At 66.8% G+C, this 12,650-nt stretch carries 7 protein-coding genes and 1 pseudogene; 7 read left to right on the plus strand and 1 reads right to left on the minus strand.

Features of this window, described 5'->3' with window-relative positions; genetic code table 11:
* The 3 genes and pseudogenes from RMO97_RS10965 to moaA all read left to right on the plus strand — a co-directional run.
* A pseudogene (locus RMO97_RS10965) lies at positions 1–1,054 on the plus strand (ribonucleoside-diphosphate reductase, adenosylcobalamin-dependent); the annotation flags it as partial.
* Positions 1,055–1,141: 87 nt separating this feature from the next.
* A complete protein-coding gene (locus tag RMO97_RS10970; protein WP_310541004.1) occupies positions 1,142–2,335 on the plus strand; it encodes an NnrS family protein in 1,194 nt (397 codons plus the stop codon).
* 194 nt (positions 2,336–2,529) lie between these two features.
* A complete protein-coding gene (moaA, locus tag RMO97_RS10975; protein WP_310541006.1) occupies positions 2,530–3,513 on the plus strand; it encodes a GTP 3',8-cyclase MoaA in 984 nt (327 codons plus the stop codon).
* Here the strand turns inward: moaA and RMO97_RS10980 are convergent.
* Positions 3,510–4,268, minus strand: a complete 759-nt coding sequence (locus RMO97_RS10980) for a cyclic nucleotide-binding domain-containing protein (protein WP_409035306.1) — start codon at positions 4,266–4,268, stop codon at positions 3,510–3,512. The two genes, moaA and RMO97_RS10980, sit on opposite strands and share 4 nt — an antisense overlap.
* A gap of 313 nt (positions 4,269–4,581) precedes the next feature.
* On the opposite strand from RMO97_RS10980, the gene RMO97_RS10985 reads away from it, so the two are divergent.
* From RMO97_RS10985 to narH, 4 genes are read left to right on the plus strand one after another with little or no spacing between them, the layout of a single operon-like run.
* Positions 4,582–5,976: a nitrate/nitrite transporter gene (locus RMO97_RS10985; protein ID WP_310541010.1), complete on the plus strand. Its 1,395-nt coding sequence runs from the start codon at positions 4,582–4,584 to the stop codon at positions 5,974–5,976.
* Entirely contained in the window at positions 5,976–7,400 is a 1,425-nt protein-coding gene (locus RMO97_RS10990; protein ID WP_310541011.1) for a NarK family nitrate/nitrite MFS transporter, read from the plus strand. The genes RMO97_RS10985 and RMO97_RS10990 overlap by 1 nt, the downstream gene beginning before the upstream one ends.
* Complete coding sequence (locus tag RMO97_RS10995; RefSeq protein WP_310541013.1) at positions 7,397–11,128, plus strand: nitrate reductase subunit alpha; 3,732 nt, start codon at positions 7,397–7,399, stop codon at positions 11,126–11,128. Before RMO97_RS10990 ends, RMO97_RS10995 begins: the two co-directional genes overlap by 4 nt.
* Positions 11,125–12,648 carry a nitrate reductase subunit beta gene (narH, locus tag RMO97_RS11000; RefSeq protein WP_310541015.1) on the plus strand — a complete coding sequence of 508 codons (1,524 nt, stop codon included), beginning with the start codon at positions 11,125–11,127 and terminating at the stop codon, positions 12,646–12,648. Before RMO97_RS10995 ends, narH begins: the two co-directional genes overlap by 4 nt.
* Positions 12,649–12,650 lie beyond the last annotated feature (2 nt).

Consider the following 12,650-nt stretch of genomic DNA (forward strand, 5'->3'; position numbering starts at 1 on the left):
TGCCGAGAAGGGTAGCTTCCCGCTCTATGATCCGCAGATCCTGGAGCGCCCGAACCTGCTGAGCCTGGACGGGGAGACCCGAGCCATGATCGCCGAGCATGGCCTGCGCAACGGGTGCCTGACCTCCATCGCGCCCACCGGTACCACCTCGCTGCTGGCCGGCAATGTTTCGTCGGGCGTCGAGCCGGTCTTCGCCTACGCCTATACCCGCAAGGTGCGCCAGCCGGACGGCTCCTCGCGGGCGGAGCAGGTGGAGGACTATGCGCTCACCGTCTGGCGCGGGCTGAACGGCGAGGCCGCGCCGCCTGCCGAGCTGTTCGTCAGCGCCCAGGACCTGACCCCGGCCGACCATCTTCGGATGCAGGCCGCGGCCCAGACCTGCATCGACAGTTCCATCTCCAAGACGGTGAACTGCCCGGAAGATATCGCCTTTGCCGACTTCTCGGACATCTACCTGGAAGGCTACCGCCTCGGCTGCAAGGGCCTGACCACCTACCGGCCCAACGCCGTCACCGGCTCGGTTTTGTCGGTGGTTCCCGCGCCCGAAGCGTCCCCGCCGCCCGAGCCCCGACTCTCACCCCGTGCCGATGTCCTGGAGGGCGCCACCTACAAGATCAAATGGCCGCAGAGCGCGCACGCGGTCTATGTGACCATCAACGACGCCGACATGGGTGACGGGCCGCGGCCCTTCGAGATCTTCGTCAATTCCAAGAACATGGAGCACTACGCCTGGACCCTGGGCCTCACGCGGATGATCTCGGCGGTCTTCCGCCGGGGCGGCGACGTGGCCTTCGTGGCCGACGAGCTGAAGGCGGTGTTCGATCCCAGCGGCGGTGGCTGGATCGACGGGCGCTACGTACCGTCGCTGCCCGCGGCCATCGGTGGGGTGATCGAGCGGCACCTGAGGATCGAGGCGGTCGCCGCGCCCGCCCACGTCGGGCACGCGTCCCACGCCGAGGCCAAGGCCTGCTGTCCCCAGTGCGGTGGGTTCGAGCTGGTCCGCAAGGAGGGCTGCGACACCTGCTTTGGCTGCGGCTACTCCAAATGCTCATGAAAGGGTCGGCGATTGATGTCCGACAAGGGCCGCGGGGCGGGGCGGGGCTAGAAGGAAGCCCCGTCCTCTAGACGACCGGAGTCCGTCATGGCCACCGCCGCTGATCGGCGCGCCTACCGGGGCCCCAAGCTGTTCAGCTACGGCTTCCGCCCCTTCTTCCTCGCCGCCGCGATCTGGGCCGCCCTGGCCGTTCCCCTCTGGCTGCTGTCCTTCACCGGCTACCTGCCGTGGGCGGCCCTCTCCCGCGAGTGGCACATCCACGAGATGCTGTTCGGCGTGCTGGGCGGCATCGTCGCCGGCTTCCTGCTCACCGCCGTGCCCAACTGGACCGGCCGCTTGCCCGTAATGGGGGGGCCGCTGGTCGCCTTGTCGGCCCTCTGGCTGGCCGGTCGCCTGGCTATGCTGGCCGCCACCGAGCTGGGGGTCTGGGCCATCGTGATCGACAGCGCCTTCCTGGTGGTGTTCGCCGGAGTAGTCTGGCGCGAGATCCTGGCCGGGCGCAACTGGCGCAACCTGGCCGTTTGCGGCCTGGTCACCGTGCTCGCCGGCGCCAATATCGCCTTCCACCTCGGGGCCCTGGCGCCGGAGGGCGCCGGCCAACGGGCCGCGCTTGGCGCGATCGCCCTGCTGATCGCCCTGATCGGCGGCCGGGTCACCCCCAGCTTCACCCGCAACTGGCTGATGCAGCGCGCGCCCGGGCCGCTGCCCGCCCCAAGCGACCGCGCGGACATGGCCGCCCTGATCCTCACAGGCCTGGCCGTCGCCGCCTGGGTGGCGGTCCCCGACGTCCCGCTGTCCGGGGCCCTGCTGACCGTCTCGGGCGTCGCCGCCCTTGCACGCCTGGCGCGCTGGCAGGGCCTGCGGACCCTTATCGAGCCCCTGGTCTGGATCCTCCACCTTGGCTACGCTTGGCTGGGCGTCGGGCTGATGCTGATAGGCCTCACCATCCTGGCGCCCGACATCTTTCCCCGCACGGGGGGCGTCCACGCCCTGACCGCGGGCGCAGTCGGGGTCATGACGCTGGCCATGATGACCCGGGCCACCCTCGGCCACAGCGGCCGGCCCCGGACGGCCGACGGCTGGACGCTGGTCATCTATCTGCTGGTCAACGCCGCGGCCCTGGTGAGGGTCTGCGCCGGCTTCGGCGGGCCGGGCGGCACGGTTCTGCTCGCAGCCTCCGGCGTCCTGTGGAGCGCCGCCTATGGCGGCTTCGCCCTGGCCTACGGGCCGATGCTGCTGGGCTGGCCATCCCGGCCGCAGGGACGGGCCCTGCCAGCTTAACCGAAGTCAAGACGTGGCCCCTCAGCCGTCATGCAAAGGCCGGTCGCACCCCTGTAGGCTCACCTCGATCCGCCCACAAAGGGCGACGCCATCCTCCCATCGGCGTCGCTTGGGGTGACGTCGACACCGGCGACCGCCGGGTCTTGGGGCGCCGGGAGACCGGCGCCTCTTCTGTCCCGCGAGGAACCTGTCCCATGGACCGACTGATCGACGGGTTCGGCCGCCGCTTCCGCTACTTGCGGCTGTCGGTGACCGAGGTCTGCAACTTCCGCTGTGCCTACTGCCTACCCGACGGCTACAGAAAGACCGCCGGGCCTGCCTTCCTGGGCGTCGACGAGATCGGCGCCCTGGTCTCCGCCTTCCAGCGGCTGGGAATCGAGAAGGTCCGACTGACCGGCGGAGAGCCGACGGTGTGCAAGGACATCGGCCAGATCATCGCCCGGGTCGCCGGGGTTCCCGGGATCGCCAAGGTGGCCATGACCACCAATGGCTGGAACCTGCACCGCCACGTGGCCGACTGGCGCGCCGCGGGCCTGACCAACCTCAACGTCTCCATCGACACCCTCGACCGGGACGGCTTCACCCGCCTCACCGGCCACGACCGCTTTCATCAGGTGGTGGCAGGCCTCGATCAGGCGTTGGCGATCGGCGTCCCGACCGTAAAGGTGAACGCGGTCCTGCTGCGCGACAGCCTGGAGAACGGCTTCGCCGAGTTCGCCGCGTTCGTTCGCCGCCGGCCCGTGGCGGTGCGCTTCATCGAACTGATGCGTACGGCCGACAACGCCGCCTACTTCGCTGACCAGCATGTGAGCGGCGAGCGGCTGAAGGCCTGGCTGGACCAGGAGGGGTGGAGCTCCCGAGCGCGGGCTTCCGACGATGGCCCGGCGACGGAGTACGAGCATCCGGACTTCGCCGGACGGATCGGCTTGATCGCCCCCTATGGCGCCGGGTTCTGCAACGGTTGCAACCGCCTGAGGGTCACGGCCCGGGGGCTGCTGCGCCTGTGCCTTTTCGGCCAAGGCGGGGTGGATCTGCGCGACCTGCTGACCGACGGGGCGGAGGCTTCAGATCTGTTGGCGGCGCGGATCGCCCAGGCCCTGACGGGCAAGGCCAGCGGCCACGAACTGGCCCGCGGCCAGGCCGGGGACACTCGCAACCTGGCCCAGTTCGGCGGCTAGCCCACGCGGCTGGCCGGCCACAACTCCTGCTCGGCCTGGCCCATGGGCGTGACGCTGGGGGGTTGGTGATTGTCGATCAGCGGGTCGGGCTTGGCCAGGCGCTCCAGGACCACGGGGCGGGCGATGGTCACCTCGGGGCCGTTGATTATGACACCGTAGCCGGTGAGGGTGGCGAAGGCGCGCGACAGGTTTTCGGGGGTCATGCCCAGCAGGGAGGCCAGCAGGCGCTTCTCGTGGGGCAGGGTGAAGGTCTCGGCTCCGCCCTGACGCACCCTTTGGGTGATCAGATAGTTGGCCAGGCGCTCGGCGCCGCCTCGCAGCTTGTGATTCTTCAGTGAACGCACCAGGCCGCGATAGCATCCGGCCAACTCGAGGGTGGCGGCGTAGCTGAATCGGGGGTCGGTCTGCATCGCCCGACGCAGGGCCTCGCCAGACAGCATCAGGATGTCAGACCGCTCCACCGTGCGCGCGCTCATCAGCGCGTCGGCGTCGAGGGCGACAGCCGCGAAGATGAATGTGGAGACCGGCCGCAGCACGGCCAAGGTGGTCTCCTTGTCGTTCCAGGTGCCCTCTAGCTCCACGAGGCCGTCCAGCAGGACATAGAGAAAGTCCACCGGATCGCCTTCGTGCAGGAGGGTGGTGCCGGCCGGGAATTTCTGCAGGAAGGCGCCGGCGGTCACCGCGCCGAAGGTCTCATCGGAGACGCCGCAGAACAGGGGCAAGCCCCTCACGCGCTCGACATCCACCACTCGCATCGACATTGGTTTGGTCCCCTAGGTCAATCATCAATCGGCCCGCGCAACGAGTCGGGCCTTGATGTGGATCAAGTGGGGCTAAAGCGCCGCGGGCAGTTGTGCGGCTTGACGATCATCAATTGGGCGAGCCACTAAAAGTAATTGTAGGTGTTGCAAGCGCAAACCGAGCTCAATATTCACGTCGGACTGCGGCGAATATAGCAACATCGACGCCCAAATTTGATCATCATCAATCCAATCCCTCCGCGTCCTCTTCATAGCAGTGATCGACGCGAGGGCGCTTGGCCCCGCCATCGAGAGGCCGGGGGACAAGTTGACCGACGCCATCACACCGCCCGCCACGCAGACTGCGCCCGGCGCAGGCATGGCGCTCTGGATGAGCACCTTCTCCTTCACCGCCTGCTTCGCGGTGTGGACGATCTTCTCGATCATCGGGGTGCAGATTAAGCAGAACCTCGGCCTCACCGAGGCCCAGTTCGGCCTGCTCGCCGGAACGCCGATCCTCACCGGATCTCTGGTCCGGGTTTTCCTGGGGATTTGGGCCGATCAGTACGGCGGCCGGGTGGTGAACCTGGTGGTGATGCTGTCAGCGGCGCTCGCCACCTTCCTGCTCTCCCATGCCCAGACCTATCCGCAGTTCCTGCTGGCGGCGCTCGGGGTTGGCATGGCTGGCGGGTCCTTCGCCGTCGGCGTGGCCTATGTTTCCAAGTTCTTCCCGAAGACAAAGCAGGGCACGGCGCTCGGCATCTTCGGCGCCGGCAATGTCGGGGCCGCGGTCACCAAGTTCGCCGCCCCCTTCGTGATGATCGCCTATGGCTGGCAGACCGTCGCCCAGGTCTGGGCCGCGGCCCTGGCGGTGATCGCCGTCATCTACTTCCTGCTGACCCGCGACGACCCCGAACTGGTGGAACGTCGCCGGACCGGCGCCAAGCCCGTGGCCGCGGCGATGCAGTTCGCGCCGCTCAAGAAGCTGCAGGTCTGGCGCTTCGCCCTCTACTACTTCTTCGTCTTCGGCGCTTTCGTGGCCCTGGCCCTTTGGCTGCCCCATTATCTGGTGGGGGTCTATCAGCTGGACATCCGCACGGCGGGCATGCTGGCGGCGGCCTATTCGATCCCTGGGTCCCTGTTCAGGGTGTTCGGCGGCTGGCTCTCCGACAAGATCGGCGCGCGCAAGGTGATGTACATCACCTTCGGCATCAGCGTGGTGGCCACCTTCCTGCTGTCCTATCCGCCCACCAGCTACGTGGTGGATGGGGTCCATGGGCCGATCGCCTTCCGGCTGGCCACGGGGCTCGTCCCGTTCATCGTCCTGCTGTTCTGCCTCGGCTTCGCAATGAGCCTCGGCAAGGCCGCGGTCTACAAGCACATCCCGGTCTACTACCCCGACACCATCGGCTCGGTGGGCGGACTGGTGGGCATGGTGGGCGGCCTGGGCGGCTTTGTCCTGCCCATCGCCTTCGGGGCTTTGAACGACCTGACCGGGGTCTGGACCAGCTGTTTCATGCTGCTGTTCGTCCTCGTGGCCAGCGCCCTGACCTGGATGCACTTCGCCATCCGCCGGATGGAGCATGCCGGCGCCCCGCAGCTGGGCGACCTGCCGGAACTTCCCGAGATGGCGGCCCTGCACGCCGACCTTCAACCGCGCCCGGTCTCCGGCGCGTCGGCCCGCGCTCGCGCGGCGACCCCAGCAACAAGAGGAGCGCCTTGATGGCTTCCCGCAAACCCGCCCGTCATGTCCTGACCGACTGGCGTCCCGAGGACCCGGCCTTCTGGTCGGGGTCAGGCAAGGCGATCGCCAGCCGGAATCTCTGGATCTCCATTCCGAACCTGCTCCTGGCCTTCTCGGTCTGGATGGTGTGGTCCATGGTGGTGGCCAAGCTGAAGCTCGTCGGCTTCAAGTTCACCACCGAGCAGCTCTTCTGGCTCACCGCCTTGCCTGCCCTGTCGGGCGCGACCTTGCGGATCTTCTACACCTTCATGGTCCCGATCCTCGGCGGCCGGCTGTGGACGACGCTCACCACCCTGTCGCTGCTGATTCCGGCGATCGGCATCGGCCTGGCCGTGCAGGATCCCACCACGCCCTATGAAGTGTTCGTGGTCCTGGCCCTGCTCTGCGGCCTGGGGGGCGGCAACTTCGCGTCCTCGATGGCCAACATCGGGTTCTTCTTCCCGAAGAGCCAAAAGGGCAATGCGCTGGCCCTCAACGCCGGGTTCGGAAACCTTGGCGTGAGCGTCATGCAGTTCCTGGTGCCGGTGGTGATCGGGGTCGGGATGTTCTTGCCCCTGGTGGGCGCGCCCCAGACCGTCGTGGAAAAGGGCGTGTCGAGCACGATCTGGTTGCAGAACGCCGGCTTCGTCTGGGTCCCCTTCATACTCATCGCCGGCAGCATGGCCTGGTTCGGCATGAACGATATCGCCTCTGCGCGGGCCTCCTTCGCCGAACAGTCGGTGGTGTTCAAGCGCAAGCATAACTGGGTGATCTGCTGGCTCTACATCGGCACCTTCGGCTCGTTCATCGGCTTCTCGGCGGCCTTTCCGCTCCTGATGAAGACCCTGTTCCCCGACGTCCAAGCCATGCAGCTGGTCTTCCTTGGCCCCCTGGTCGGGGCGGCCTCACGGGCGCTCACCGGTTGGATCTCCGACAAGTTCGGCGGCCACAACGTCACGCACTGGGTGTTCATCGCCCTGGCGCTGGGCGTGCTCTCGGTGATGTACAGCGTCGGCGGCTTTGGCGCGGCGCCATCCTTCCCGATCTTCTTCGCCAGCTTCATGTGGCTGTTCTTCTGGACCGGGGTCGGCAACGCCTCGACCTTCCAGATGATCCCCGCGATCGTGCGGGCCGACATCCCCCGGCTGCTGCCGCAGGCCGATCCTGCCGCACGCCTGAAGGCTGCTGAAATGGAGTCGGCGGCCATTGTCGGGTTCAGCTCGGCGATCGGCGCCTTCGGCGGCTTCTTCATCCCGCTGGCCTTTGGCAATGCGATGAAGGCCACCGGCGGGCCCAGCTCAGCGCTGCTGGTCTTCCTGGCCTTCTATCTCAGCTGCGTCGCGGTGAACTGGGTCTTCTACGCCCGCAAGAGCTCGCTGCTGCACGCACCCCAATCCTCCTCGAAGATGGAAATCGTGGCATGAGCCATACTCTTGATCGCCTGACCTTCTTCGCTCGGAAAACCGAGCTGTTCTCCGATGGCCACGGCGTCCTCACCGACGAGGACCGCCAGTGGGAGGAGGCCTACCGGCGCCGCTGGCAGCACGACAAGGTCGTCCGCTCCACCCACGGCGTGAACTGCACCGGCTCCTGCTCCTGGAAGATCTACGTCAAGGGCGGGATCGTCACCTGGGAGACCCAGCAGACCGACTATCCGCGGACCCGGCCCGAGCTGCCCAACCATGAGCCGCGGGGCTGCGCCCGGGGCGCCAGCTACAGCTGGTACCTCTATTCCGCCAACCGGGTGAAGTACCCGCTGATCCGCTCGCGCCTGCTCAAGCTCTGGCGCGCGGCGCGGGCCACCCTCAGCCCGGTGGCCGCCTGGGCCTCGATCCAGAAGGACCCGACCCAACGCGCCTCCTACGTCACCATGCGTGGGGCAGGGGGCTTCATACGGGCGACCTGGGACGAGGTCACCGAGATCATCGCCGCGGCAAACGCCTACACCGTCAAGGAATGGGGCCCGGACCGCATCTTCGGCTTCTCGCCGATCCCGGCTATGTCGATGGTCTCCTACGCCGCCGGCGCTCGCTACCTCCAGCTGCTCGGCGGGGTCTGCGGATCCTTCTACGACTGGTATTGCGACCTGCCGCCGGCCTCGCCCCAGACCTGGGGCGAGCAGACCGACGTGGCCGAAAGCGCCGACTGGTTCAATTCCGGATTCATGATCCTCTGGGGCTCCAACGTCCCGCAGACCCGCACCCCGGACGCCCACTTCTATACCGAGGCCCGCTACCGCGGCGCCAAGTCGGTGGTGATCTGTCCCGACTATTCGGAGGCCTCGAAGTTCTCCGACCTGTGGCTACCCGTGAAGCAGGGGACCGACGCGGCGCTTGGCATGGCCTTCGGTCACGTGATCCTCAAGGAATTCCACATCGACAAGCAGGTGCCCTATTTCCGCGACTACCTGCGGAAGTATTCCGACCTGCCGATGCTGGTGCGCCTGGTCCCGCAGGACGGCGCCTATGTGCCCGAACGCCTGCTGCGCGCCGCCGAGTTCGACCAGGCCCTGGGCGAGACCAACAACCCCGACTGGAAGACCGTCGCCCTGGATGAGACCACCGGCGAGGTGATCGTCCCCAACGGCTCCATCGGCTTCCGCTGGGGCGAGGACGGCAAGTGGAACCTGGAAGAGAAGGATGGGGCCGGCCGCGAGACCACCCTGCGTCTGGGCCTGAAGGGCGTCCATGACGAGGTCGCTGCGGTGCGCTTCCCCTATTTCGGCGGGGCCGCGACCAACGGGTTCGCCATGACCGATCACCCGGACGTCCTGGTCCGCAATGTGCCAGTCAAGCGCATGATGCTGCCCGAGGGCGAGACCCTGGTGGCCTGCGTCTATGACCTGTTCCTGGCCAACTACGGCGTCGATCAGGGCTTTGGCGGCGACCACATGCCGGCCAGCTATGACGAGGTGGAGCCCTATTCCCCGGCCTGGGCCGAGGCGATCACCTCGGTGCCGAAGGATCAGATCATCGCTGTGGCCCGCGGCTTCGCCGGCAATGCCGAGAAGACCAACGGCAAGTCGATGGTGATCATCGGTGCGGCCATGAACCACTGGTTCCACATGGACATGAACTACCGCGCGGCCATCAACATGCTGGTCATGTGCGGCTGCGTCGGTCAGTCCGGCGGCGGCTGGGCCCACTATGTCGGCCAGGAAAAGCTGCGGCCGCAGACCGGTTGGGCTCCGCTGGCCTTCGCCACCGACTGGGTGAAGCCGCCGCGCCAGCAGAACTCCACCTCCTTCTTCTATGCCCACTCCGACCAGTGGCGGTACGAGACCGTCGAGATGAGCGAAATCCTCTCGCCCACCGCGCCGGAAGGCGTGTGGGACGGGGCGATGATCGACTTCAACGCCAAGGCTGAGCGGATGGGCTGGCTGCCCTCCGCGCCCGCCCTGCAGACCAATCCGCTGGAGGTGGCCAAGGCCGCCGTCGCGGCGGGGCAGGACCCCAAGGCCTACGCGCTGGCCCAGCTCAAGAGCGGCGACCTGAAGATGTCCTGCATGGACCCCGACGATCCCGCCAACTGGCCGCGTAACATGTTCATCTGGCGCTCCAACCTGCTGGGCTCCTCGGGCAAGGGCCACGAGTACTTCCTCAAGCACCTGCTGGGCGCCTCTCATGGCGTCCAGGGCAAGAACCTGGGCGAGGACGGTCGGCGCAAGCCCAACGACGTCGTCTGGCATGACAAGGCGCCGGAGGGAAAACTCGACCTGCTGGTCACCCTCGACTTCCGGATGTCCACGACGGCCGTCTATTCCGACATCGTTCTGCCGACCGCCACCTGGTACGAGAAGAACGACCTCAACACCTCCGACATGCACCCCTTCATCCACCCGCTCAGCGCGGCCGTGGATCCGGCGTGGGAGTCGAAGTCGGACTGGGAGATCTTCAAGGCGATCGCCAAGACCTTCTCCGAGGTCTCCCCGGAGGTCCTGGGGGTCGAGCAGGACGTCGTCCTCACCCCCATCCAGCACGACAGCGCCGCCGAGCTGGCCCAGCCCTTCGACGTGAGGGACTGGTCCAAGGGCGAGTGCGAGGCCATCCCCGGCAAGACCATGCCGCAGATCACCGTGGTCGAGCGGGACTATCCCAACACCTACAGGCGCTTCACCGCCCTTGGTCCGTTGCTCAAGGCCACCGGCAACGGAGGCAAGGGAATCAGCTGGAAGACCGACCACGAGGTCGACCTGCTGACGGCCCTGAACGGCGCGGTGCTGGAGGAGGGTCAGACCCAGGGCCTGGCGCGGATCGAGACCGACATCGACGCCTGCGAGACCATCCTGATGCTGGCGCCGGAGACCAACGGCGAGGTGGCGGTCAAGGCCTGGGAAGCCCTCGAAAAGCAGACCGGCCGCGAGCACACCCACCTGGCCGTGCCCAAGGAAGACGAGAAGATTCGCTTCCGCGACCTGCTGGCCCAGCCGCGCAAGATCATCACCTCACCGACCTGGTCGGGCATCGAGAGTGAGAAGGTCTGCTACACGGCCGGCTATACCAACGTCCACGAGCTGATCCCGTGGCGGACCCTGACCGGCCGCCAGCAGCTCTATCAGGATCACCTGTGGATGCGGGCCTTCGGGGAGGCGCTCTGCGTCTACCGTCCGCCGATCGATCTGAAGACCACCTACGTCATGGGTCAGAAGCCCAATGGCGAGAAGGAGATCGTGCTCAACTTCATCACCCCCCACCAGAAGTGGGGCATCCATTCCACCTACTCCGACAACTTGATGATGCTGACCCTCAATCGGGGCGGCCCCGTCATCTGGGTGTCCGAGACCGACGCCAAGAAGGTCGGTCTGGTGGACAATGACTGGGTGGAGGCCTTCAACGCCAACGGGGCGCTCACCGCCCGGGTGGTGGTCTCCCAGCGGATCCGTGAGGGCACCACCTTCATGTATCACGCCCAGGAAAAGATCGTGAACACGCCGGGGTCCCAGATCACCGGCAAGCGCGGCGGCATCCACAATTCGGTGACCCGCACGGTCCTCAAGCCGACCCACATGATCGGCGGCTACGCCCAGCTCGCCTACGGCTTCAACTACTACGGCACGGTCGGCTCCAACCGCGACGAGTTCGTGGTGCTGCGCAAGATGACCAAGGTCGACTGGCTGGAAGAACCCCTCAACGCCAAGGATTTCGCTCAATGAAGGTTCGCGCGCAAATCGGCATGGTGCTGAATCTCGACAAGTGCATCGGGTGTCACACCTGCTCGGTCACCTGCAAGAACGTCTGGACCAACCGGGAGGGCGTTGAATACGCCTGGTTCAACAACGTCGAGACCAAGCCCGGCGTCGGCTTCCCTCGCGACTGGGAGAACCAGAAGCGTTGGAACGGGGGCTGGACCCGCAAGGCCAACGGCAAGATCGAGCCGAAGATGGGGGCCAAGTGGCGGATCCTGGCGAAGATCTTCGCCAACCCCGACCTGCCGGAGATCGACGACTACTACGAGCCCTTCGACTTCGACTACGCCCACCTGCAGACGGCGCCGGAGATGAAGGCGTTCCCCACCGCCCGGCCGCGGTCGAAGATCACCGGCCAGCGGATGGAGAAGATCGAACGCGGTCCCAACTGGGAGGAGATCCTTGGCGGCGAGTTCTCCAAGCGATCGGCCGACTACAACTTCGAAGGCGTCGAGAAGGAGATCTACGGGGCCTTCGAAAACACCTTCATGATGTACCTGCCCAGGCTGTGCGAGCACTGCCTGAATCCCACCTGCGTCGCCGCCTGTCCGTCGGGCGCCATCTACAAGCGCGAGGAGGACGGCATCGTCCTGATCGACCAGGACAAGTGCCGCGGCTGGCGGATGTGCGTCTCGGCCTGCCCCTACAAGAAAATCTACTACAACTGGGAATCCGGAAAGTCGGAGAAGTGCACCTTCTGTTTCCCGCGCATCGAGGTCGGCCAGCCGACTGTCTGCTCGGAAACCTGCGTCGGGCGCATCCGCTATCTCGGTGTCCTGCTCTATGACGCCGACCGCATCGAGGCCGCGGCCTCGACCCCCGACGAGCAGGACCTCTACCAGGCCCAGCTCGACGTCTTCCTGGATCCCAACGACCCGGCGGTGATCGCCCAGGCGCGCGCCGACGGCGTGCCGGAGGCCTGGCTGGACGCGGCCCGCAAGAGCCCGGTCTACAAGATGGCCATCGACTGGAAGATCGCCTTCCCGCTGCACCCGGAATACCGGACCCTGCCCATGGTCTGGTACGTGCCGCCGCTCTCGCCGATCCAGTCGGCCGTGGCGGCGGGCGCCCTGGAGATGGACGGCGACATGCCGGACGTCCACTCGTTGCGGATCCCGATCAAGTACCTCGCCAACCTGCTCACCGCCGGCAAGGAAGCCCCGGTCCAGCTGGCCCTGGAGCGCATGCTGGCCATGCGCGGCTACATGCGGGCCAAGACGGTGGAGGGGGTGATCGACCACGCCCTGGCCGAACGGGTCGGCCTGACGGCGGCGGAGATCGACTCCATGTACCGCTACCTGGCGATCGCCAACTACGAGGACCGCTTCGTCATTCCGTCGGCTCACCGCGAGACCGCCGAGGACGCCTACGACATGCGCGGCGGCTGCGGCTTCTCCTTCGGCAACGGCTGCTCAGGCGGCCGCACGGAGCTGGGCCTGTTTGGTCCCAACAAGCGCTCGCGCGCCAAAACCCCCATGGAGGTCTGAGA

It is taken from the genome of Phenylobacterium sp. (assembly GCF_031425575.1).
In the GTDB taxonomy this organism is placed as follows: Bacteria; Pseudomonadota; Alphaproteobacteria; order Caulobacterales; family Caulobacteraceae; genus Phenylobacterium.